The sequence below is a fragment of the Ferrovibrio sp. genome (genome assembly GCF_964218355.1).
Taxonomy (GTDB): Bacteria; Pseudomonadota; Alphaproteobacteria; order Ferrovibrionales; family Ferrovibrionaceae; genus Ferrovibrio.
The window spans coordinates 70840-94224 of the sequence record NZ_CAXPMC010000018.1 but is presented as its reverse complement, the minus strand read 5'-3'; the positions used below and the strand labels follow the sequence as shown (position 1 = coordinate 94224).

Genomic DNA, 23385 nt, shown 5'->3' with positions numbered 1-23385 from the left:
TTGTATGCATGGGTCTTCCGGCGGAAACTGGACTTCGCCGGGCCTCAGGGCCGATCATACGCATACGCGAATCGTTCCGGGCCATAGCGCCTGAAAATTGCGCCGGGCCTTGCGCCGGGCCGGCAAGGGGGGCATAGACAGGACGTAAATGTCGGAAGTCGCCGAAAAATTCGCCCGCATCACGCCGGTTCCCGCCTACCAGATGGTCGCCGAGGCCATCGAGCGCGAAATCCTGTCCGGCCGCCTGCGCCCGGGCGACCCGATCGGCACCGAGGCCGAACTGGTCAAGCAGTTCGGGGTCAACCGCTCCACCGTGCGCGAGGGCATCCGCCTGCTGGAACATGGCGGGCTGGTGCACCGCGATTCCAGCCGCCGGCTGTCGGTCGGCCTGCCCCATTACGACCGCCTGGCCAGCCGCGCCAGCCGCGCGCTGGTGCTGCACCAGGTCACCTTCCGCGAGCTGCTGGAGGCGACCATGGCCCTCAGCCTCGCCTCCATCGAACTGGCGGTGATGCGCGCCACCGAGGACGACATCGCCGGGCTGGAATCCAACATCGCCGCCACCGAACAGGTGATGCACAATCCCGCCGCCGTCGCCGCCTATGACAGCGAGTTCCACATCATGCTGGAGCGCGCCGGCCGCAACCGCGTGCTGGAACTGGCGCGCGAGCCGTCGAACATGCTGATCTATCCGACCACCCAGGTGGCGGTCGGCGGCAGCGAGCAGGGCGCCCGGCGCCTGATCGAGGCGCATCGCATGCTGGTGGAGGCCGTGCGCCGGCGCGACCGCGAGATGGCCCGGCTGTGGACCCAGCGCCACCTGATCGACTGGCGCAAGGGCTTCGAGAAGGCCGGCATGGATCTCGACCAGCCGATCGACACCGTGACCGGCGACAGCGCCGCCGGCGGCTGACGCTTCAGCCTTTCGGCATCACGCAGCCACCGGCTTTCACCGGAAAGCCGGCATCACGCAGGTCGTCGGCAGCGCGGTATCGGCGGCCTTCACCATGCCGGCGCTCTTCCAGCCCCAGCCGGTACCTTCCTCGTCCAGCCGCATGTCGCCCTGCAGCGGCCCGAAGGATGCCACATACAGGTCCTGCAGCAGCTGGTGATCGGCGGCGCGCATGGTCGCCAGGCCGCCATACGGGGTCTTCTGCTGCAGCCCGGCCAGGGCGCGGCCGATGGCGGCCGGCTCGGCGCTGCCGGCCTTCACCGCCGCCGCCTTCAGCATCTCCATGGCCAGGCCGATGCGCGGCACGTTGAAGCTGCCGCCATGCTGCGCGCGCCAGCGCGCCTCGATGTCGCCCTGCTGCGGCAGATTCGGATGGCCCTCGATCACCGCGAAGACGCGATGGGCAAGGCCGCTCTGCTTCACGGCGGTGGGGCTGCCGATGCCGCTGGCATAGTAGGTGTACCAGCCGGCCTGCAGCCCGCTCTCGCCGGCCGCCTTCAGCAGCAGGGCGAGGTCGCTGCCCCAGTTGCCGGTGATCACGCTGTCGGCGCCCGACGCCCTGATCTTGGCCACATAGGGGCTGAAATCGGTGATCTTGGCCAGCGGATGCAGCTCGTCGCCGACGATCTCGATATCCGGCCGCGCGGCAGCCAGCATGGCACGCGCGGAATCGCGCACCGCCCGGCCGAAGGAATAATCCTGGTTGATCAGGTAGACCTTCTTCACGGCCTTCTGCCGCGCGAGCACGGTGGCCAGCGCCTTCATCTTCATGCCGGCATGGGCATCGAAGCGGAAATGCCACGGGCTGCATTTCTCGTTGGTCAGGGCCGGGTCGATGGCGGCGTAGTTCAGATACAGCACGGCCGCATCGGGGTTGCGCTCGTTATGCTTGACCACGAAATCGGCCAGCGCGCCGGCGGCGCCCGAGCCGTTGCCCTGGGCGAGAATGCGGATGCCGGCATCCACCGCCTTCTGTGCCTGCACGATGGTTTCCTGCGGGTTCAGCTTGTTGTCGAAGCCGGTCACCTCGAACTGCCAGCGGCTGTCCGACAGCCGCGCGGCCATGAAGCGGAAATGGTCGAGCCCGTTCTGGGTCACCGCGGCGGCCGGGCCCGACAGCGGATCGATGAAGGCGATTTTGATCGTCTCGGCGCGGGCGGACAGAGACAGGAAAACAACAGCGAGAACGGCGAGAATGCGCATGACGGCTCCGGGGGGGGCAGGCGTGGCGCGGAGCCTATGAAAAAACCGCCGCGGCGCAAGATGCGGCGGCGGCAAATAAACGGCTGTGTGCAGACAAACAGACAGACTGGGTCCCCGCTTTCGCGGGGACGACATAATCCTTTTTCGTCATTCCCGCGGCAGCGGGAATCCAGTTTTGCCGTGCGTTGCAGGCCGCCCCGCGCCCGCCTTTACCGCACGTTATAGGCGGCCAGCGCGGCGAGGTTGACGATCTCGCTGACCGAGGCGCCCATCTGCACGATCTGCACCGGTTTCTCCAGGCCGACCAGCAGCGGCCCGATCACTGTGCCGCCGCCCAGGTCCTGCATCAGCTGGGTCGACAGCAGCGCCGAATGCAGGCCCGGCATGATCAGCACGTTGGCCGGGCCCGACAGGCGGCAGAACGGATACAGCTTCATCAGGTCGTGATTCAGCGCCACCCGGGCATTCAGCTCGCCGTCATATTCGAACTCGACCTTGTGGCCGCCGGCATCCAGCGCGTCGAGCTCCATCACCGCCTTGCGCACCACTTCCACCACGCCGCCGGGCGCATTGCCGAAATTGGAATGCGACAGCAGGGCGACGCGCGGCTCGTGGCCCATCTGGCGCGCGGTGGCGGCCGCCTGCACGGCGATCTGGCAGAGGTCTTCCGCGGTCGGCTGCTCGGTCACCGTGGTATCGGCGACGAACACCGTGCGGCCCTTGGCGACGATGATCGAAAGACCCATCACGCGTTGGTTGCGCATCGGGTCGAGGGCCAGCCGCACGCCGTCATAGGAGACCGAATAGGTGCGGGTGACGCCGGTGATCATCGCGTCGGCATGGCCATGGGCAACCATGCAGGCGCCGAACACGTTGCGGTCGAGATTGACCAGGCGCTGGGCATCGCGATGCAGCATGCCGCGGCGGCGGTGCCGGTTGTAGAGGAAGTCGGTATAGAGCGCGTTATGCTCGGAAAGCCGCGCATTGTGGATCTCGCAGCCATCGAGATTCTTCAGGCCGATCGCCTGCATGGTCGCCTCGATGCGCTCGCTGCGGCCGATCAGCACCGGGGTGCCGTAGCCGGCATCGCGGAATTCCAGCGCGGCGCGGATCACGGTCTCCTCCTCGCCCTCGGCGAACACCACCCGCTTCGGGTTGGCGACCACCTGGTCGAAGAAGATCTGCAGGCTGCCGACGGTCGGGTTCAGCCGCGCCCGCAATTCATGGGCATAGGCATTCCAGTCGCCGACCGGCTTGCGGGCGACGCCGCTGTCGACGGCGGCCTTCGCCACGGCGAGCGGGATGTCGACGATCAGGCGCGGATCGAAGGGCGAGGGGATGATGTAGCCGGCGCCGTATTTCGGGCGCTCGCCCTTGTAGGCGGCTGCCACCTCGTCGGGCACGTCCTCGCGCGCCAGCATGGCGATCGCCTCGGCGGCGGCGATCTTCATCTCGTCGTTGATGGTGCGCGCCCGCACGTCCAGCGCGCCGCGGAAGATATACGGGAAACCGAGCACGTTGTTGACCTGGTTCGGATAGTCCGACCGGCCGGTGGCCATGATGACGTCGCCGCGGGTGGCCAGTGCCTCCTCCGGGGTGATTTCCGGATCGGGATTGGCCATGGCGAACACGATCGGGTTGGCCGCCATCGAGCGCAGCATCTCCGGCGTCACCGCGCCCTTCACGCTGAGGCCGAAGAACACGTCGGCGCCCTTCAGCGCATCGGCCAGGCTGCGGGCATCGGTCTTCACCGCATGGGCCGATTTCCACTGGTTCATGCCGTCGGTGCGGCCCTGGTAGACCACGCCCTTGGTGTCGCAGAGGATGACATTCTCGTGCTTCATCCCCATCGCCTTGACCAGCTCGCTGCAGGCGATGCCGGCGGCGCCGGCGCCGTTGACGACCATCTTCGCGTCCTTGATGTCGCGGCCGGTCAGGTGCAGGGCATTGATCAGGCCGGCGGCGGCGATGATCGCGGTGCCGTGCTGGTCGTCATGGAAGATCGGGATGTCCATCAGCTCGCGCAGGCGCTGCTCGATGACGAAGCATTCCGGCGCCTTGATGTCCTCGAGGTTGATGCCGCCGAAGCTGGGCCCGAGATAGCGCACCGCATTGACGAATTCGTCGACATTCTCGGTATCGACCTCGAGGTCGATGGAATCGACATCGGCGAAGCGCTTGAACAGCACCGCCTTGCCCTCCATCACCGGCTTGCCCGCCAGCGCGCCGAGATTCCCCAGGCCCAGCACCGCCGTGCCGTTGGAGATCACGGCGACCATGTTGCCGCGCGAGGTATAGTCGTAGGCGGTGTCCGGGTTCTTCTGGATTTCCAGGCAGGGGGCGGCGACGCCGGGGCTGTAGGCCAGGCTGAGATCGCGGGTGGTGGCCATCGGCTTGGTGGGCACCACCTCCAGCTTGCCGGGCTGGCCCATCTTGTGGAATTCGAGGGCGTCGTCGTACAGGGACGGGTTTTTCGCGTCGCTCATCAATATCTCTGCGGGTTGTTAGGGCCGACCTGGGCGTTTCTCCGCTGCCATCTTAGAGCCAGACCGCAAGGGGTTAAAAGCCCCGCGGCCTGTGCTATGCCTGTCGGACAAGCGATTCCACCCATGAACATGCCCGCCCCGCAGCTGCCCCCCGGAACTTCCCCCCTGATGGCCCAGTATCTGACCATCAAGGCGGCAAATCCCGGCTGCCTGCTTTTTTACCGCATGGGCGATTTCTACGAGCTGTTCTTCGAGGATGCCGCCACGGCAGCCCGGGCGCTGGACATCGCCCTGACCCGGCGCGGCGAGCATGACGGCCAGCCGATCCCCATGTGCGGCGTGCCGGTGCATGCGGCCGAAGCCTATCTGTCGCGGCTGATCCGCCAGGGCTTCAAGGTGGCGGTCTGCGAGCAGACCGAGGATCCCGCAGAGGCGAAGAAGCGCGGCTCGAAATCCGTTGTGCGCCGCGATGTGGTGCGCGTGGTCACGCCCGGCACCATCACCGAGGACAGCCTGCTGGAGGCGCGGCGCAACAATTATCTGGCGGCGCTTTCACAGACCGGCAGCGGGGAAGCCGCGGCGCTGGGCCTGGCCTGGCTCGACCTGTCCACCGGCGAATTCGGCCTCGCCGAGACAACCTCCGCGTCGCTCGGCGCCGATCTCGCCCGGGTCAATCCGCGCGAGCTGGTGCTGGCCGAGGGCCTGCTGGCCCGGCCGGAGATCCGTGCGGTATTCGACCAGAGCGACACGGCCCTGTCGCCCTTGCCGTCGGCCCGTTTCGACAGCCTCTCGGGCGAGCGCCGGCTGAAACAGGTGCTGGGCGTCGCCGCGCTGGATGCCTATGGCAGCTTCAGCCGTGCCGAACTGGCCGCCGCCGGCGCGCTGCTGGATTATGTCGAGACCACGCAATGCGGCCGGCTGCCGCGGCTCGATCCGCCGGTGAAGCAGCCGCCGGCCACGGTGATGGCCATCGACCCGGCGACGCGGCGCAATCTCGAACTGGTCGAGACCATGAACGGCCAGAGTGATTCCCGGCGCGAGGGCGCGCTGCTGGCCACCATCGACATGACCCTGACCGGCGCCGGCGCCCGGCTGCTGGCCCAGCGGCTGCAGGCGCCGCTGACCGATGCCGCCGCCATTGCCGCGCGCCACGATGCCGTGGCCTGGCTGCTGGATGGTGGCCGCCTGCGCGAGGATATCCGCACGGCGTTGCAGCGCGTGCCCGATCTTGCCCGTGCCCTGTCGCGGCTGTCGCTGGGCCGTGGCGGCCCGCGCGACCTGGGCAGCCTGCGCGACGGCCTCGTGCAGGCCGGCAGCCTGCGCGACCGGCTGGCGGCGGAAGCCGCGCTGCCGCCCGACCTTGCCGCCCTGCGCGACGGCCTCGGCGACCATGCGGCGCTGGTGGCGCGGCTCGACGCGGCACTGGCGGAAGAGCTGCCCTTGCTGGCCCGCGATGGCGGGTTCATCCGGCCGGGCCACCGGTCCGATCTCGACGAATTCCGCGCCCTGCGCGACCAGAGCCGCCGGCATATCGCACAGCTTCAGGAACAGTATGCCGCCGAGACCGGCGTGGCGGGGCTGAAGATCCGCCACAACAACGTGCTCGGCTATTACATCGAGGTCACCCCGCGCCATGCCGACCGCATGGGGGTGGCTTTCATCCATCGCCAGACCATGGCCAATGCCATGCGCTATTCCACCCCGGCGCTGAACGAACTGGAAAGCAAAATCGCCCAGGCCGCCGAACGCGCGCTGGCGCTGGAGCTGGAGATCTTCGGTGACCTCTGCGCCGCCGTGCTGGAGCAGGCACAGGCGATCACCCGCGCGGCGCGGGCACTGGCCGGTCTCGACGTGGCCGCCGCGCTGGCCGAACTCGCCGCCCAGCGCGGCTGGGTGCGGCCCGTGGTCGATGACAGCCTCGCCTTCACCATCACCGCCGGCCGGCATCCGGTCGTCGAGGCCGCGCTGCAGCAGGCCGGGCAGGGCGAACGCTTCGTCGCCAACGATTGCAGCCTCGATGACGGCCGCCGGCTGTGGCTGCTGACCGGCCCGAACATGGCCGGCAAATCCACCTTCCTGCGCCAGAATGCGCTGATCGCCCTGCTGGCCCAGATGGGCGCCTATGTGCCGGCGACCGCGGCGCATATCGGCGTCGTCGACCGGCTGTTCAGCCGCGTCGGCGCCGCCGACGACCTGGCGCGCGGCCGCAGCACCTTCATGGTCGAGATGGTGGAGACGGCGGCCATTCTGCATCAGGCCGGCCCGCGCGCGCTGGTGATCCTCGACGAGATCGGCCGCGGCACCGCCACCTTCGACGGCCTGTCGATCGCCTGGGCCGTGGTGGAATACCTGCACGAGACCAGCCGCTGCCGCGGCCTGTTCGCGACCCATTACCACGAGCTGACCGCGCTGGCCGACCGGCTGCAGCAGCTCAGCAACCACACCCTGAAAGTGAAGGAATGGGAGGGCGAGCTGGTCTTCCTGCACGAGGTCGGCGCCGGCGCCGCCGACCGCAGCTACGGGATCCAGGTCGCCAAGCTTGCCGGCCTGCCCGCCGCCGTGCTGGCACGGGCGGCGGAGGTGCTGCACAAGCTGGAAGAGGGCGACCAGGGCGGCGCGGCGAAACTGGTCGACGACCTGCCTTTGTTTTCGCTGGCTGCGCCAGCGAGGGCTGCCGCTGTTGTCAGCGCCGAGCCCTCGCCGGTGGAAGCCGCCCTGCGCGGCACCGATATCGACGCCCTGTCGCCGAAACAGGCGCTGGACCTGCTGTATCAGTTGAAGGCGCTGGCGAGGGAATAGGCCGTTTCCCGCGGTATTCGGCGCGGGCCGCGTGGCTTCCGGGAGACCCTGCTTGTAATCTCCGGCATTTGCGCCTATATGTGGCGCATCGACGTTTGGCCGGACAATCAGGCTGTCTGTCGCGCACGGGTCCCCAGGGACCACCGGCTTCGTGCCACCCGCGCGGCGAACTTTCAGACTCTCTCCCAAAATCGACAAGCCGGGCTTCAGTACGCAACATCTGTGTCCTGCGCCCGTGCGCCAACCCTGAAAGGATATCCCGATGATCACGGGCACCGTTAAGTTCTTCAACACCACCAAAGGTTTCGGCTTCATCCAGCCCGACGACGGCAGCAAGGACGTGTTCGTGCATGTCTCCGCCCTCGAGCGCGCCGGCATGGGCCCGCTGGCGGAAGGCCAGAAGGTCTCCTTCGACACCGAGACCGACCGTCGCTCCGGCAAGACCGCCGTCAGCACCATCAAGGCGGCCTGATCCGTCACGGATTGCGGAAGCGGCCGGGCCTTTCAGGCCCGGCCGTTTTCATGCCCGCCTGCCGCTCCCTGCTCTTCCTGATCCCTTCCGAAAGCCAGAATGACCGCCGACCGCCACGCCTACAGAAATACCGGTTTCGATGCCCGCCAGCAGGCCGCTGCCGCCGCCCGCCGCGCCGCCCTGGAAAAATTCCGCGCCCGTCCGGAGCCTGATGCGGCGGCACTGGCCGCCCGCCAGGCCGAACGCGCCGCCAATGCCGCTGCCCGCGAGGAACGCCAGGCTGCCCGCCGCGCCGAGCGCGCGGCCGCCCTGCAGCGCGAAGCCGAAGAGAAGGTCGCCCGCGCCGCCGAGGCCGAGCGTCTGGCTGCCGAACAGGCCGCCGCCGCGATCGCGCTGGAAGCCGAACGCAAGGCGGCCCGCGACGCCCGCTACGCGGCCCGCAAAGCCCGCAGGTGAGCGCGGCGCCGTCCGCTGCGCCGGTGCTGCAGGATGCGGCGCGCGATGCGCAGCCGGCCGGCTTCGACTGCCAGGCCTGCGGCGCCTGCTGTGCCTATGCCGATGACTGGCCGCGCTTCACCCTCGAGGACGAGGCCGATCTCGCGCGGATTCCGCCGGCGCTGGTCGCCGCCGATGGCAGCGGCATGCGCTGTTCCGGCGGCCGCTGCGCGGCGCTGACCGGCCAGGTCGGCCGCCGCACCGGCTGCGCCATCTACGGCCTGCGTCCCGATGTCTGCCGCGCCTGCCAGCCCGGCGACGAGGCCTGCCGCATCGCCCGCGCCCATCACGGCCTGGCCCTGTAGCCGCGCCCGGCCCCGCCTACTGGCTGGCGCCGTCGTATTTCATAATGTCCAGCGCGTCCGGATCGACATCGTCGAGGCAGCGCATGTTGACCGCCACCATGCGGGTGCCGTTCGGCGCCGTGCCGGTGGCAAAGCCGGTCACCCCGCAGGTCCTGCAGAAGAGGTGATGGATGTTCTTGGTGTGGAACTGGTAATCCTGCACGGCGTCCTTGCCGGCCAGCAGGCGGAAGGCTTCCGCCGGCACGAAGCTGAGCAGCGTGCCCTTGCGCCGGCAGATCGAGCAGTTGCAGGACAGCACCGGGGCGCCCCCCTCCGGCAGGTCCACTTCATAGCGCACGGCGCCGCAATGGCAGCTGCCTTTATGGGTCTGGGCAGTGGCGGTCATGGGCTCCTCGTCAGCGGATATCGGTTACACGGATAATGAAATGCGCTCCCGTGGCGGCGGCGCACCGGGTCCCGGCCACAGCTTTTGCACGTCGGCGGCCGGGAAGGCCAGGGTCCGCCAGGCCACCCGGCGGCCGGCGGCCAGCCGCGCTTCCGATGGTGCCACCGGCACCAGTCCGGCCCAGTCCGTGGCCGGCACGGCAACCGCCATCGCAGTCGCATCCGCCGCCGCCGGCCGGCCGTGCGCCGTCAGCCGGCCCTGCAGCAGGGCGGCGAGCAGGCTGCCGCGATGATCCTCCTCGGCAATCGCGGCGCCATCGGGAAACATGATCGCCTCGGCAATGCCCAGATGGGTCTCGGCGGCGAAGGCAGCCGTCTTCGCCGGATCGCGCCAGCGAATCCAGGCCCAGGTCTGCGTCAGGTTCCAGTCGGCAGGAATTGACATAATTCCTATTATATGTATATCATATGTTCCATACTGTCAACCGCAAATGCCGCGCGTATGGCCATGCATGCCGGACAATCTGCCGTAGCAATAAGCCAAAATGAACCGTCACGAAGCGTCACGAAGCGTCACGAAGCGTCACGAACCGGAATGAACCGGAATGAACCGGAATGAACCGAAGTGAGCCGCCACGAACCGAAACGAACCGCGGCGAACCATTCCGGACCGCGCCCGCACCCGGCCGGACCGGATGCGGACCCGGCCGGGCCATGCTAGCTCTTTGCCTCGCCTGACCTTTCCGTCCCGCCACAGACCGGTGCCATGACCCAGACCCCCGCCGCCATCCCGGACACCCCCACCTTCGTCACCCATCTCGAATGCGGCATGACCGGCGAGCGGTTGCCGGCCGACACCCTGCATAATCTGTCGCCGCAGGGCTATCCGATCCTGGTGCGCTACGACCTTGCCGGGGTGAAGGCGGCGCTGACCAAAGAGAAAATCGCCGCGCGGGCGCCGAACTGGTGGCGCTACCGCGAGCTGCTGCCGGTGCGGAAGACGGAGAATGTCGTCTCGCTCGGCGAGGTGATGACGCCGCTGATCGGCCTGCCGGCGCTGGCGAAGAAACACGGCGCCACCGGCGCGCTGATCGTCAAGGACGAGGGCCGCCTGCCCACCGGCAGCTTCAAGGCGCGCGGCCTGGCGCTGGCCGTCTGCATGGCGAAGGAACTCGGCGTGAAGAAAATGGCGATGCCGACCAACGGCAATGCCGGCGCCGCCCTGGCCGCCTATGCCTCGCGGGCCGGCATCGAGACGGTGGTCTTCTGCCCCGACGACACCCCGGCGGTGAACATGAACGAGATCGCCCTGCAGGGTGCGCGGCTCTACAAGGTGAACGGCCTGATCAACGATTGCGGCAAGCTGGTCGGCGCAGGGAAAGAGTCCGCCGGCTGGTTCGACACCTCGACGCTGAAGGAGCCCTACCGCATCGAGGGCAAGAAGACCATGGGGCTGGAACTGGCCGAACAGCTCGGCTGGGAGATGCCTGACGCCATCTTCTATCCCACCGGCGGCGGCACCGGCCTGATCGGCATGTGGAAGGCCTTCGCCGAACTGGAGGCGATCGGCTTCATCGGCAGCAAACGCCCGAAGATGATCGCCGTGCAGGCATCGGGCTGCGCCCCCATCGTGCGCGCGTTTGAATCCGGCGAGCGCCACGCGAAACTGTGGGAGAATGCCCATACGGTGGCGGCCGGCATCCGCGTGCCGGCGGCGATCGGCGATTTCCTCATCCTCGATGCCGTGCGCGAGAGCGGCGGTTTCGCCATCGCCGTGGACGACGCGGCGATCACGGCGGCGCTGTCGGAAGTGGCGACCCAGGAAGGCCTGCTGCTCTGCCCCGAGGGCGCCGCGACCTATGCGGCCTGGAAACAGGCGCTGGCCGGTGGCCGCGTGAAAAGATCCGACCGCGTGGTTTTGTTCAACTGCGCGACGGGACTGAAATACCCGATGGCCGATGGCGGCGCGCCGCTCGACCGCCATGGCGGGATCGACTACGCGGCATTGTGAGGCCGGCTGCCGCAGGGGCAGGCTTTCCGCCGCCGCCGCGGCATGGCAGCGTCATCCCACAGCCAGGGAGGTGACGATGACGGACAGTCTGCAGGCGGCGGCGAAACTGATCGAGGGCGTGCTGCTGCGCCAGCCCTTCATGCAGATGCTGGGCGTGACGCTGGGGGCGGTGGGTGAGGGCGAGGTCGAGCTGCGGCTGGCCCTGCGGCCCGACCTGACCCAGCATGGCGGCGTGATCGGCGCGCTGGCCGACAATGCCGCCGGCGCGGCGGCCGGCACGCTGACCCTGCCGGAGAAGGCCACCGTCACCGCGGAATACAAGATCAACTTCATCGCGCCGGGCGCCGGCGATGCCCTGCGCGCGGTCGGCCGCGTGCTGAAACCCGGCCGCAGCCTGATCGCCGTCGAAAGCCGCGTCTATGCCCTGCGCGACGGCACCGAGACGCTGGTGGCCGCCGCGCTCGCCTCGATGGTGCCGGTGCCGCTGCCGCCGCGCGGCTAGGCGTCGGCGCGCAGGAAGTAGATCAGGTCCAGTTCCGGCGCCGCCGCGCCGGCCTGGCTCAGCAGGCCATGGGCCTGGCCGCGATGATGGGTCTGGTGGTTGAAGAAATGGGTCAGCGGCGGAAACAGCGGATCGGTGAAGGTCTGCCCGCGGGTATTCGTGTAGGTGAATGTGCCGCCCAGTGCCGCATCGTCCAGCCCGTCGCAGAAGGCGATGATGGCCGCATCCATCGCCGCGCGCGCGCTGCGCAGGGCGGCGAAATCCGTGTGCAGGATCTGGTCCAGCGCGGTGATATGCGTTGCCGGCTGCGCCGTGAAACGGCCCATCCAGATGCTGTCGCCGACCAGGATGTGGTTCAGGGTGTTGTGCAGGCTGCCGAAGAAACTCGGCCGCGCCGCCATGTAATCGGCCTGCGGCAGCGCGGCGCAGGCATCGTAGAGCCGGGTGTTGGCCCAGGCATTGTAGCGGGCGAAGCGGCGCACATGCTGCAGGGGCAGCGAAACGGGCAGCGAAACGGTCTGGCTCATCGGGGCACCTCGGGGCTGGTGCCGCAAAGCTTAAGCCGGGTGCTGCCGCGCCGTCATGCGCGGAATTGTCCCGCTGCAATTGAGCAAAACGAAACCGGCAAAATGACACCGGCAAAAAAGAAACGGCCCGCCGGCATGCGCTGCCGGCGGGCCGCCTGTCACGCGGGAGAACCCGGTGTCACCACTCGGTCAGCCCTTACCATTCCGTGAGAACGGGCTCCATGCCGGCCTTGGTCAGGGCATCGGCACGCAGCTTCTGCCAGCCGGCCATCGCCGCCTTGTCGTCGGCATACGACGCCTTGCCATGGGCGGCCCAGGCATCGGCCAGCACCTTCTGGCGCTTGATCAGCTCGGCATTGCTCTTGTCGTATTCGGGCTTCCAGACGCCGATTTCCTTGAAATACTTGATGGCGCCCTCATGCACCGGCACCACCCAGTCGAACACCTGGCGCTTGATGTCCCAGCCGACATTGCCGGGGGCCGCGTCCTTGTATTCGTTGAACAGCTCGACCATCGCCTTGGTCATCGCATAGACCATGCCGGCATCGACCGCCTCGTAGGTCATCAGCACCGGATAGGGATAGGTCGCGCCCTCGACCGGCTTGTCCTTCGACAGGCCGGCGCCCTCGGTGCCCATGAACGGCACGTAGAACGGCGCCTTGGCCTTCAGGCGCTTCCAGCCTTCCTTGTCGGTATGCGGCACGGTCGGCCAGGCGATCCCGCGCGGCGAGGATTCGATCTGGAAGGCCTTGCCCGAGATGGTCGAGGTAAACGCGGCATCCACCTGGTTGTTGATGATGCCGTCCATGGCCTGGCCGAAGCCGCCGAACTCGACCTTCTGCACGTCCTTCCAGTCGAGATTGGCGAAGGCGAGCAGCGCCGTGATGTTCTGGTTCAGCGACGGCGCGCCGACCACCCATGCCACCCGCTTGCCCTTCAGATCGGCGATGGTCTTCACATTGGCATCCTTGGCGGTGACCACGGTCAGCAGCGCGTCGGAATTGTTCAGCAGCAGCGAGCGCACCGGCTGCGGACCCCAGTCCTTGCCGCCGAACTCGTACATGCCTTCCTGCGCCATGTAGGTGCCGCCGACGCCGTTGGCCGAGAAGGGCGCCTTGCCCTCGCGCAGCGGCACGGTGCGCGACACGTCGTTCTTGCCGGGCAGCACGCGCAAGGTGACGCCCTGCTTGTTCTTCAGCGCGTTGCCGATGGCCACGGCCTGGTTGTAGCCGCCGGAGCCGACGTCATAGGCGGTCCAGGTCAGCTGGTCGGGCAGCTTCTGCGCCCGGGCATCATGGATACCGGCTGCACCGGACAGTGCCAGCGCCGCCACCGCGGTCAGGGTCGAAAGGGCAAATCTACGCATCGGTCTGTCTCCTCCTTGGTGATTCTTCTGCTTTGGTCGTCAGACTACTTGGTATTCACGACTGGGCTGTCGCGGCCGGTCAGGCGCACGAGGCCGACCGCGCCGGCCGCCAGTGCCAGCCCGATGCCGGCCAGGGTCAGGTTGCTGACCGGGATCAGGTTGCCGCCCGGCACCGCCAGCGCGAAGCCGGCGACGAACAGCATGGCCCGGGCCAGCTGGCGCGGGAGACTGCCGCTGAGCCGGCCGACGCCGATCAGATAGCCCTGCAGCGACGAGCCGATCAGGGCGACGCCGGCCGCTGCCGAGGCGATCACCGAGATCACCTCCAGCGGTCCGCCGCGCAGGATCAGCGCGGGGTTCAGCACGAAGAAGAACGGCACGATGTAGATCACGGCACCCAGCCGCACCGCCTGGAAGCCGATCCGGAACGGCGAGGTGCGGGCGATCGACGAGGCGGCGAAGGTGGCCAGCGCCACCGGCGGGGTGATGAAGGAGATCATGCCCCAGTACATGATGAACAGGTGCACGGCCAGCGGGTCGAGGCCGGATTTCACCAGCGGCGGCGCCAGCACGATGGCGAGGAAGATGTAGCAGGCGGTGACCGTCATTCCCATGCCGAACACGAAGCTGGTCAGCGCGCCCATCAGCAGCAGGATCAGGGCGCTGTCGCCGGCCAGGTAGATCAGGTCGTTGGCCAGGGTGCCGGCCAGTCCGGTCACCGAGAAGGCGCCGATGATGAAGCCGACGCCGGCGAGGATCGCCACCAGCTCGGCGAGGGCGCGGCCGGTGGCGGCCAGCAGGTTGAGCAGCTTGTCGAGGGTCAGGCGGTTTTTCGGCAGCAGCTGGTTGATCACCAGCAGCAGGGCGGTGGCGGCAAAGGGCGCGACCGCCTCGCGCTGCTGCCACACCATCAGGAAGACCAGCACCACGAAGACGAGGATATAGAGCCAGCCGGCCTTCATGGTCTCGCGCAAGCTGGGCAGTTCCTCGCGGGTCAGGCCCTTGAGACCGAGCCGGGCGGCATAGGCGTCGATCTGCACGACGAGGCCGAAATAGAACAGCAGGGCGGGGATTGCCGCGGCCAGCGCGATCTCGCCATAGGGAATGCCGAGGAAGCTGGCCATCACGAAGGCGGTCGACCCCATCACCGGCGGCATCAGCACCGCGCCGGTGGAGGCGACCGATTCGACGCCGCCGGCATAATCGGCGCGGAAGCCGGTGCGCTTCATCGCCGGGATGGTGACCACGCCCGACGAGATCACGTTGGAGATCACGCTGCCCGAGATCGAGCCCTGCAGGGCCGACGAGATCACGCCGACCTGGGCGGCGCCGCCGCGCACCCGGCCGACCAGGGCGAAGGCGAGGTCGTTGAAGAATTTGCCGCCGCCGGTGTGATTGAGCGCGACGCCGAAGACGATGAAGCCGATGACGATCTCGCCGAAGGCCCGCATCGGGATGCCGAAGGCGCTTTCCGACGAGACGATGTGATAGGCGAAGGTGTCTTCCAGGGTCTGGCCGATGCCGCGGATCGGCCCCGGCATCACGTCGGCCACCACCGGATACAGCGAGATGGCCAGCACGATCAGGAAAATCGCCATGCCGCCGGTGCGCCGCAGGGCTTCGAGGATCAGCACCCACAGCACGCCGCCGAGGATCTTGGCCGTGTCCGGCGCGGCGAATTCCCAGCCTTCGGCGAGGATCGCGTCGGCATGCCAGGAATACCAGCCGATGCAGCCGGCGGTGAGCAGGGCGAGGCCGGCATCGAGGAGGTTGAGCCGGCCGACCCTGCTCTTGTCCTTCGGCTGCCGCCACGGATAGGCGAGGAAGACCAGCGGCAGGGTGGCGGCGGCCATCAGGAAGAGATAGCGGTTCTCGATCAGGGTGACGCCGAACAGATGCAGGTTGAACTGCTGGTTCAGCACCATGCCCAGGGTCAGCAGGGTCAGCAGGGTGAAGATGCCGCGCACCAGCGGCGTCATCGGACGATGCGCCAGCTCCTCGACCATCTGGTCGGCCGGCGCGTTGACTGCGGCACCCGACGCGGTGCCGGCCCCCTGGGTCATTCTGATTTCCTCCCGGTTGTCCGATTGTCGGACAATGTGCTTTTTTATCTTAGGCGCCGATACGCCGGTAATCAACCGTGGTCAGATCATGCCACGGCAGCCCCCCCGGACACCAGTGCGAGTGTGACCGGCAGCCCGATCCGTCTGCCGGTGCCGGGCATGGCTGCGGCCGGCCCGCAGGGGGCCGGCCGGCAGGGTATCAGAAACCGGAAGGACCTTCCGGTGGGCCTGCGGTTCAGCGGCCGATGTCGCGCAGCGGCAGCGACGGCCGCCAGAAGGGCTGTGCCGCCTCGAAGGCGGCGATGCCCGGGTCGATGCCGGCATCGCGCAGGGTCTGGCGGTCGATCTGTGCCAGGTCGCGCCGCCGCCGCCGGCGGGCCGCCCAGGTCTGCAGCAGGGTTGCCGCGGCCGCGCCGGCCAGCTGCCACCAGGGGCGGTCGAGACCGTCGAAGGCGGCGCTGCCGGGCAGGGCGAACAGCAGATGCCGTTCGGCCCGTTCGGTGGCGGTGGCCGTGCGCCGGCAATTAAACGAACGATCGTGCTTTTCGTGATGGAGGAGCGTCCTCCGGGCGGGCATGAATGTCATGGGGAACCTCGTCTTTTCTGGTCTGGGTTTTTACTGGACGGACTGGACTGGAATCAGGCCGCGCTGCGCTCCAGCAGGGCGGCAAAGGCATCCTCGGCCCGGCGGATCGCGGCCGGGTCCTGCAGCAGGCGCCGGTAGAAATTCAGGCCGAGCACGATGCCCTGCATCTCGTAGGCAAACTGGCGCGGATCGAGATCGGCGCGGAAATGGCCTTCCTCCATGGCGATGCGGGCGCTGCGCACCAGCATGGCATCCCACTGCCGCTGCAGGTCGGCCAGCTGGTCGCGCACCGGGCCCGGCTTGTCGTCGAGATCGGCGGCCAGGGCCACGAACAGGCAGCCGCCGGGCAGCTGGTCATTCTGCTGGGTCCAGTCGAGCCAGTGGCGGAACAGGGCCTCGACGCGCGGCCGGCCGCGCGGCTCGCGCCGCACCGGGGTCCAGATCGCGTCCATGAAGCGCTTCGCGGTCTCGTCGAGCACCGCCTTTTCCAGTTCTTCCTTGGACCCGAAATGGGCGAACAGGCCGGATTTCGACATGCCCAGCCGGTCGGCCAGCATGCCGATGGAGATCCCCTGGAAGCCCTCGACGCTGGCGGTGCGCATGGCTTCGGAGAGGATGGTGCTGCGGGTCTGCTGGCCTTTGCTCATGCCGGTAAAATACGAACGGTCGTTCGTGTCGTCAAACGGAATCGCCGCCCGGCCCCGGCCAACCTCGCGCAACTGTGATCGCCGCCACACCTGCCGCCGGCGCAGGGTGGCGCCCATCTCCCCGTATAGACCGCTGCCGCATCCGCCAGAGGGGGGGACCACCGCCATGCCGACACGCCGGGACCTGCTGCTGCAGGCCGCCCTGTTCTCCGCCCTGCCGGGTCTCGGTTTCGCCCAGACCCGCGGCCAGCTGGCCCTGCCGCTGGAACCGACCCCGGCCTGCGGCCCCCAGTCCTACACCCCGGCCCAGACCGCGGGCCCGTATTTCACTCCCGGCAGCCCGCGCCGCAATGCCCTGCGCGAGCCCGGCATGGCCGGGATGCCGCTGCGGCTGGGCGGCCGCGTGCTCGATCCGGCCTGCCGGCCGCTGGCCGGGGTGCTGGTCGATCTGTGGCAGGCCGATGCCGAGGGGCGCTACGACAATGACGGCTTCCGTCTGCGCGGCCATGTTGTCACCGATGCGGAGGGCCGCTGGGCCTTCGACACGGTGCGGCCCGGCCTCTATCCCGGCCGCACCCGGCACCTGCATGTGAAGCTGCAGCCGGCCGGCGGCCGCGTCCTCACCACCCAGCTCTATTTCCCCGGCGAGCCCGGCAATGCGCGGGACGGCATTTTCGATGCCCGCCTGCTGATGGCGGTGGGCGGCAATGACGACGAGATGCTGGCCCGCTTCGATTTCGTGCTGGCGGAAGGCTGAGCCGGCTTGACCGCCAGCCGGAGGGCACCGCATAACCGTCGCCATGATGGACCTCGCCACCCTGCTGACCTTTGCCGCCGCCGCTTTCGCGCTGGCGATCACGCCCGGCCCCGACATGCTGCTGGTGATGACGCGCAGCGTGGCGCAGGGCCGCGTCGCCGGTCTGGTCACCCTCGCCGGCATCACGCTGGGCTGCTTCGGCCATGCGCTGGTTGCGGGCTTTTCCCTGAGCGGTGTGCTGCTGGTGGCGCCGGTGATGTTCGAGATCATCCGCTGGGCCGGTGCTGCCTATCTGTTGTGGCTGGGCGTGCAGGCCCTGCGCGGCGCCGGCGGCTTCCGGCCGCCGCAGCCCGGTGCGCCACGGCTGCCGCTGGGGTCGCTGTTCCGCCAGGGGCTGCTGACCAACCTGCTCAATCCGAAAGTGGCGCTGTTCTTCTTGGCGCTGTTCCCGCAATTCATGCAGCCCGATCCCGATACCGCCGTGGCGCAGGCCCTGCTGCTGGCCTGCGTGCTGTCGGCGGCCGGCGCGCTGGTCAATGGCAGCATCGCGCTGGTGGCCGGCCGGCTGGGCGAATGGCTGGCGGCGCGGCCCGGTTTCGTGCGCTGGCAGAACCGCCTGCTCGGCGGCGTCTTCGCGGCGATGGCGCTCCGCCTCGCATTCGACGCGCGGCGGTAAATCGGCAGCCCGGGCCTCGCGTTCGACCCGCGGCGCTAAAGCCGCGCCGTCTTCACCCCGGTCACCTCGGCGGTGCCGTCGAGGATGGCGGTCTTGATCATCTCGAAGCCGTGCTCGAATTCGGCGATGCGCTCGCGCAGGCCCTGCAGTTCCTCCAGCGCCAGCTTGCCGATCGGCCGCTCGCTCTGGCCGTATTCCAGCACCAGGCTGGCATAGCGGCCGCGCATGCGGGCCAGCTGGCGCACCATGGCATCCAGTTCGGTGGGCTCGATGCGGCCCAGCGCCCAGACCATCTGCGCCTGGGTGGTCTCGCGGTCCTTCTCGATCAGGCGCTGCACGAACTGCCGGGCATTCAGAATGGCGGCGGCTTCCTCGATGCTGCCCTCGCGCAGCGCCATGCGCTCGCGGGCGGTCATGCCGCCGGCCGCCTGGCCGCCGCGCAGGGCGGCTTTCAGCTGCGGCTCCACCTTCTCCGCCTGGCGCAGGCTCATCAACGCAATTCCCATGGTCCCGGTCTCCCGCTCACATCCTGTACACGGGGGAACAGGAGCAAACCGCATGCCATGGTAAATATGGCCGGAAACCGGTAAATACCCGGCCGCAACCCGTGCCCGGGCGGCAGAAACTGCCGGCCGGCCTGGCCTTCCGCGGCCGGCCCGGCCTGACGGCCCCGGCTTACTGGCGCGGCAGGGCGGGTTCCGCCGGCGGCGCCGGCAGGCTGCGGCCGCCCTCGTCGAAGGCGAGGTCCAGCAGCCAGTCCTGCGGCCGCGCCAGATAGGCGGCCAGCACCGCCTCGGGCAGGCGGAAGACGGCCTGCACCGACAGCCAGCGCGGCGGATCGGCCGCGAAGGGATTGCGCAGCGGCAGGCCGATGCTGATGCCGGCATCGAGGCCGCTGCCGGAGCCGCCGGAACCGCTGATGCCGATATCCGGGCGCCGGGCCGCCTCGCGCTGGACCGGCAGCGGTTCAGGCGCCGAAAGCTGCACCGGGGCGTGGCTGCGGCCATCGGGCGCCAGCAGGGCGAGGCCGCGCACCGGCTGCACCGCCAGCACCCGCACCATCAGTACCCGCGGGCGCCGCTCCGCGTCGCTGCCGGCATTTCCGCTGCCGCCGCCGGCCTCCGGCCCGGCGCCGATCCAGGCGGCGGCGCGCGGCGGCGGCGGCGGGCTGTCGGCGCAGCCGGCGAGCGGGGCGGCAGGCAGCAGGGCCGCCAGCAGCAGGGCGGCGGCGTGCAGGCGGGGGCGGCGGGGCTGACGCTGGGGCAGTTTGCGGGCGGCGGTCATGGGCTGCAGTATAGGCCCCGGGAGGGCGGCCCGCCTATGCGCGGCGCCGCGCCGCCGGCCTGCGGGCCGGCAGAAATCAGAGAGAGGAAACCGGGATGGACAATCTGTTCGATCTGAAGGGCAAGGTGGCCGTGGTCACCGGCTCCAGCCGCGGCATCGGCCGCGCCATCGCCCTGCGCCTGGCGCAGCATGGCGCGAAGCTGGTGATTTCCAGCCGCAAGGCCGAGGCCTGCGAGAAGGTGGCTGCCGAGATCACCGGGGCGGGCGGCGAGGCGATCGTCGTGCCCTGCAACGTCTCCGACAAGGCGCAGCTGCAGGGCCTGGTGGATGCCACGGTGAAGCAATGGGGCCGGATCGACATCCTGGTCTGCAATGCCGCGGTCAATCCCTTCTTCGGCCCGTCGAAAGACATCCCCGACGATGCCTTCGACAAGATCATGGATGTCAACATCAAGTCGAATCACTGGCTCGCCAACATGGTGGCGCCGGGCATGGCCGAGCGCGGCGACGGCGCCATCGTCATCATCTCCTCGGTGGGCGGCCTGTTCGGCTCCAGCACGCTGGGCGCCTATGGCATCTCCAAGGCGGCCGACATGCAGCTGGCCCGCAACCTCGCGGTCGAATGGGGGCCGCAGAATGTGCGCGCCAACTGCATCGCGCCGGGCCTGATCAAGACCGATTTCGCCCGCGCCCTGTGGGAGAATCCGGAGATCGCCAAGAAGGCGACCCGGGGCTATGCCCTGCGCCGGGTCGGCGAGCCCGACGAGATTGCCGGGGCGGCGGTCTTCCTGGCCAGCCGGGCCGGCAGCTTCATGACCGGCCAGACCATGGTGATCGATGGCGGCGGCATGGTGAATTTCCAGGCGGTCTGACCCCCCGCCGGCGCGGCAGGCGCGGAATTCTCCGCAAAACTCCGGGGCCGGGGGGCGCATTTTTAACAAAGTCGTCTATATACTGTCGGCATGCGCCCCTCGATCCAGAATCCCCGCGAGATCATCGACCGCAAGGCCCTGACCCTGCAGCTCGATGCCCTCGGCGGTGACGGGCCGAAGGCACAGCCCGAGCGGCGGCGCCAGGCACTGGTGCTGCTGAAGGCCGCCCTGCAGCAGGGCCACGGCGTGATCCGCCGCCGCTTCGAGGCCGGCACCCCGGCGCTGGCGACCCGGCAGTCGATCGCCTTCCTGACCGACCAGGTGGTGCGGCTGGTCTTCGATTTCACCGTCACCCGCATCTACCCGCTGGCCAACCCGACCGCGGCCGAGAAGCTGTCGGTGGTCGCCGTCGGCGGCTATGGCCGCGGCGAGATGGCACCGTTTTCCGATGTCGACCTGCTGTTCCTGTTCCCCTACAAGCAGACCCCCTGGGGCGAGCAGGTGGTGGAATACATGCTCTACCTGCTGTGGGACCTCGGGCTGAAGGTCGGCCATGCCACCCGCTCGGTCGATGAATGCCTCAGGCTGGGCATGGCCGATGTCACCATCCGCACGGCTTTGCTGGAGGCGCGCTGGATCTGGGGCGACCAGGAGCTGGCCGGCCAGCTGCAGGCGCGCTTCCGCGACGAGGTCGTGACCAGGACCGGCGCCGACTTCATCGAGAAGAAGCTGGCCGAGCGCGACGACCGCCACCAGCGCATGGGCGACAGCCGCTATGTGGTCGAGCCCAACATCAAGGAAGGCAAGGGCGGCCTGCGCGACCTGCATACGCTGGTCTGGATCACCAAATACGTCTATGGCGTCGAGGCGACTGCCGAACTGATCCAGCGCGGCCTGCTGCAGGCCGACGAGCACCGCCGCTTCGTGCAGGCGATGGAATTCCTGTGGGCGGTGCGCATCCACCTGCATTACCTGGCCGGCCGGCCGGAGGAGCGCCTGACCTTCGACATGCAGACCGAGATCGCCAAGGCGATGGGCTATGCCGACCGCCCGGGCCGCCTCGATGTCGAGCGCTTCATGAAGAAATACTACCTGGTCGCCAAGGAGGTCGGCGACCTGACCCGCATCTTCGCGGCGGCGCTGGAAGAGCGGCACAAGAAGAAGAAACCGCTGGCGGCGATCCGCGCCCGCATGAAGCGGCCGAAGACCATCGACGGCTTCGAGATCGAGGGCGGCCGCGTCAATGTCGGCAGCGACGGGCTGTTCGCGAAGCAGCCGATCAAGATGCTGCGGCTGTTCCATCTGGCCCAGGAACAGGGCCTCGACATCCACCCCGAGGCCCTGCGGCTGGTGCGGCGCAATCTCAAGCAGATCAATGCCGCGGTGCGCGGCGATGCGGAGGCCAACCGGCTGTTCCTCGATATGCTGTGCTCGAAGAACGACCCGGAGACGACCCTGCGCCGCCTCAACGAGGCCGGCGTATTCGGCCGCTTCGTGCCGGATTTCGGCCGCGTGGTCGCCCAGACCCAGCACGACATGTACCACACATACACTGTGGACGAGCATACCATCCGCGCCATCGGCATCCTCTCGCGCATCGAAAGCGGCGCGCTGAAGGAAGACCATCCGCTGTCGGTGAACGTGATCAAGGAGGTGCTGTCACGGCGGGTGCTGTATGTCGCCCTGCTGCTGCACGACATCGCCAAGGGCCGCGGCGGCGACCATTCGGTGCTGGGCGAGGCGGTGGCGGAAAAGCTGGGGCCGCGTTTCGGCCTGACCGCGGCCGAGACCGAAACCGTGGCCTGGCTGGTGCGCTGGCACCTGCTGATGTCGGCCGTTGCCTTCAAGCGCGACATTGCCGACCCGAAGACGGTGGTGGATTTCGCCCAGGCCGTGCAGAGCCCGGAGCGGCTGCGGCTGCTGCTGTGCCTGACGGTGGCCGATATCCGCGCGGTGGGGCCGACCATCTGGAACGGCTGGAAGGGCCAGCTGCTGCGCGAGCTGTATTACCGCGCCGAGGAATTTCTGTCGGGCGGCTTCACCGGCCGCGCGCGCAGCCAGCGCATCGACGACACCAAAGATACCGTGCGCAGGCTGCTGGCTGCCGATTTCAGCAAGACCGAGATCGAGAAGCTGCTCAAGCGGCATTACGAGAATTACTGGTATTCCAACGACCCTGAGACCATCGCGCGGCATGCCCGCCTGATGAAGGCGGCCGATGCCGACAAGCGCAGCCTGACCATCGAGACGCGGCCGGACAGCTTCCGCGCCGTCACCGAACTGGCGCTGTATGCCCCCGACCATCCCGGCCTGTTCGCCCGCGTTGCCGGCGCGCTGGCATCCTGTGGCGCCAATATCGTCGACGCCAAGGTCTTCACCACCAAGGACGGCATGGCGCTCGACATGTTCTTCATCCAGGACATGGAAGACGGCGCCTTCGACAGCCCGGACCGGCTGAAGAAGGTGAACACCGCCATCGCCCGCGCCCTTGCCGGCGACCTCAAGCTGCGCAGCGCCATCGCCGCCGAGAAGCCGGGCCTGCCCAGCCGCACCCGCGTCTTCAAGGTGGCACCGCGGGTGCTGATCGACAACAGCGCCTCCAACCGCTGGACGGTGATCGAGGTGAATGGCCGCGACCGGCCGGGTTTCCTCTACGACGTCACCCGGGCGCTGTACGAACTGAACCTGACCATCGGTTCGGCCCATATCGCCACCTATGGCGAGCGCGCGGTCGACACCTTCTATCTGCGCGACCTGACCGGGATGAAGATCACCGACAAGCGCCGGCTGGCGCAGATCGAGAAGGCCGTGCTCAAACGCCTCGCCCCGGCCGACGAGAAGCCGGCCGCGGCCAGGGCCGCCGCGGCGAAGGCGGCCTGACGGCTTTGGCTCTCCCTGTTTCCCATCCTGCCCGTCGTCACCCCGGATCGGGTCCGGGGTAAGGGTTCATGGTGTGGCTGCTCCCCGTGCCGTCCTCTTGCCGTCTCCGTAGCTGACT

General features: G+C 68.6%; 22 protein-coding genes. 11 read left to right on the top strand and 11 right to left on the bottom strand.

Annotated elements, in window-relative coordinates:
- Positions 1-148: 148 nt before the first annotated feature.
- A complete protein-coding gene (locus ACEQZY_RS12425) occupies positions 149-913 on the top strand; it encodes an FCD domain-containing protein (protein WP_341703666.1) in 765 nt (254 codons plus the stop codon).
- A 36-nt stretch (positions 914-949) separates the two neighbouring features.
- On the opposite strand, the gene ACEQZY_RS12420 is transcribed toward ACEQZY_RS12425, so the two are convergent.
- Both ACEQZY_RS12420 and ACEQZY_RS12415 read right to left on the bottom strand, forming a co-directional pair.
- Entirely contained in the window at positions 950-2155 is a 1206-nt protein-coding gene (locus ACEQZY_RS12420) for a branched-chain amino acid ABC transporter substrate-binding protein (RefSeq protein WP_370154794.1), read from the bottom strand.
- A gap of 209 nt (positions 2156-2364) precedes the next feature.
- Entirely contained in the window at positions 2365-4641 is a 2277-nt protein-coding gene (locus ACEQZY_RS12415) for an NADP-dependent malic enzyme (protein ID WP_341703668.1), read from the bottom strand.
- Between the two features lie 168 nt (positions 4642-4809).
- Between ACEQZY_RS12415 and mutS the strand changes: the two genes are divergently transcribed.
- The 4 genes from mutS (at position 4810) to ACEQZY_RS12395 (ending at position 8712) form a co-directional block, all read left to right on the top strand.
- On the top strand, positions 4810-7440 hold the full coding sequence (gene mutS, locus ACEQZY_RS12410) for a DNA mismatch repair protein MutS (protein WP_370154790.1): 2631 nt from the start codon (positions 4810-4812) through the stop codon (positions 7438-7440).
- A gap of 262 nt (positions 7441-7702) precedes the next feature.
- Positions 7703-7912 carry a cold-shock protein gene (locus tag ACEQZY_RS12405; protein WP_341705784.1) on the top strand — a complete coding sequence of 70 codons (210 nt, stop codon included), beginning with the start codon at positions 7703-7705 and terminating at the stop codon, positions 7910-7912.
- 99 nt (positions 7913-8011) lie between these two features.
- On the top strand, positions 8012-8368 hold the full coding sequence (locus ACEQZY_RS12400) for a DUF6481 family protein (protein WP_370154787.1): 357 nt from the start codon (positions 8012-8014) through the stop codon (positions 8366-8368).
- Complete coding sequence (locus tag ACEQZY_RS12395) at positions 8365-8712, top strand: YkgJ family cysteine cluster protein (protein ID WP_370154784.1); 348 nt, start codon at positions 8365-8367, stop codon at positions 8710-8712. The genes ACEQZY_RS12400 and ACEQZY_RS12395 overlap by 4 nt, the downstream gene beginning before the upstream one ends.
- A gap of 16 nt (positions 8713-8728) precedes the next feature.
- Here ACEQZY_RS12395 and ACEQZY_RS12390 read toward each other — a convergent pair whose 3' ends face one another.
- The gene (locus ACEQZY_RS12390) at positions 8729-9097 is read right to left on the bottom strand and encodes a GFA family protein (protein ID WP_341705041.1); all 369 of its coding nucleotides are present in this window, start codon (positions 9095-9097) and stop codon (positions 8729-8731) included.
- Between the two features lie 24 nt (positions 9098-9121).
- A complete protein-coding gene (locus ACEQZY_RS12385; RefSeq protein ID WP_341705040.1) occupies positions 9122-9541 on the bottom strand; it encodes a hypothetical protein in 420 nt (139 codons plus the stop codon).
- 321 nt (positions 9542-9862) lie between these two features.
- On the opposite strand from ACEQZY_RS12385, the gene ACEQZY_RS12380 reads away from it, so the two are divergent.
- A complete protein-coding gene (locus ACEQZY_RS12380) occupies positions 9863-11107 on the top strand; it encodes a threonine synthase (RefSeq protein ID WP_370154779.1) in 1245 nt (414 codons plus the stop codon).
- 76 nt (positions 11108-11183) lie between these two features.
- Positions 11184-11609: a PaaI family thioesterase gene (locus ACEQZY_RS12375; RefSeq protein ID WP_370154776.1), complete on the top strand. Its 426-nt coding sequence runs from the start codon at positions 11184-11186 to the stop codon at positions 11607-11609.
- Here the strand turns inward: ACEQZY_RS12375 and ACEQZY_RS12370 are convergent.
- The 5 genes from ACEQZY_RS12370 to ACEQZY_RS12350 form a co-directional block, all read right to left on the bottom strand.
- Positions 11606-12136, bottom strand: a complete 531-nt coding sequence (locus ACEQZY_RS12370) for a DinB family protein (protein ID WP_341705037.1) — start codon at positions 12134-12136, stop codon at positions 11606-11608. The genes ACEQZY_RS12375 and ACEQZY_RS12370 overlap by 4 nt on opposite strands.
- Positions 12137-12332: 196 nt before the next feature.
- Entirely contained in the window at positions 12333-13502 is a 1170-nt protein-coding gene (locus ACEQZY_RS12365) for a TAXI family TRAP transporter solute-binding subunit (RefSeq protein WP_370154773.1), read from the bottom strand.
- Positions 13503-13546: 44 nt separating this feature from the next.
- Positions 13547-15565, bottom strand: coding sequence for a TRAP transporter permease (locus ACEQZY_RS12360; protein ID WP_370154770.1), 2019 nt, complete (start codon positions 15563-15565; stop codon positions 13547-13549).
- A 235-nt stretch (positions 15566-15800) separates the two neighbouring features.
- Entirely contained in the window at positions 15801-16151 is a 351-nt protein-coding gene (locus tag ACEQZY_RS12355; RefSeq protein WP_370154767.1) for a hypothetical protein, read from the bottom strand.
- 53 nt (positions 16152-16204) lie between these two features.
- Positions 16205-16798: a TetR/AcrR family transcriptional regulator gene (locus tag ACEQZY_RS12350; RefSeq protein ID WP_341705715.1), complete on the bottom strand. Its 594-nt coding sequence runs from the start codon at positions 16796-16798 to the stop codon at positions 16205-16207.
- A gap of 166 nt (positions 16799-16964) precedes the next feature.
- Between ACEQZY_RS12350 and ACEQZY_RS12345 the strand changes: the two genes are divergently transcribed.
- Positions 16965-17555, top strand: a complete 591-nt coding sequence (locus ACEQZY_RS12345; protein ID WP_370154765.1) for an intradiol ring-cleavage dioxygenase — start codon at positions 16965-16967, stop codon at positions 17553-17555.
- A 43-nt stretch (positions 17556-17598) separates the two neighbouring features.
- Positions 17599-18231 (top strand): LysE family translocator, encoded by a 633-nt coding sequence (locus ACEQZY_RS12340; RefSeq protein ID WP_341705713.1) that lies wholly within the window; start codon positions 17599-17601, stop codon positions 18229-18231.
- 35 nt (positions 18232-18266) lie between these two features.
- On the opposite strand, the gene ACEQZY_RS12335 is transcribed toward ACEQZY_RS12340, so the two are convergent.
- Positions 18267-18737 carry a hypothetical protein gene (locus ACEQZY_RS12335; protein ID WP_370154762.1) on the bottom strand — a complete coding sequence of 157 codons (471 nt, stop codon included), beginning with the start codon at positions 18735-18737 and terminating at the stop codon, positions 18267-18269.
- 169 nt (positions 18738-18906) lie between these two features.
- On the bottom strand, positions 18907-19515 hold the full coding sequence (locus tag ACEQZY_RS12330; protein WP_370154759.1) for a hypothetical protein: 609 nt from the start codon (positions 19513-19515) through the stop codon (positions 18907-18909).
- Positions 19516-19610: 95 nt separating this feature from the next.
- On the opposite strand from ACEQZY_RS12330, the gene ACEQZY_RS12325 reads away from it, so the two are divergent.
- Together ACEQZY_RS12325 and ACEQZY_RS12320 are read left to right on the top strand one after the other, a co-directional pair.
- Positions 19611-20387, top strand: a complete 777-nt coding sequence (locus tag ACEQZY_RS12325) for an SDR family oxidoreductase (RefSeq protein WP_341705303.1) — start codon at positions 19611-19613, stop codon at positions 20385-20387.
- 90 nt (positions 20388-20477) lie between these two features.
- Positions 20478-23267, top strand: coding sequence for a [protein-PII] uridylyltransferase (locus ACEQZY_RS12320; RefSeq protein WP_341705304.1), 2790 nt, complete (start codon positions 20478-20480; stop codon positions 23265-23267).
- The last annotated feature ends 118 nt before the right edge of the window (positions 23268-23385 follow it).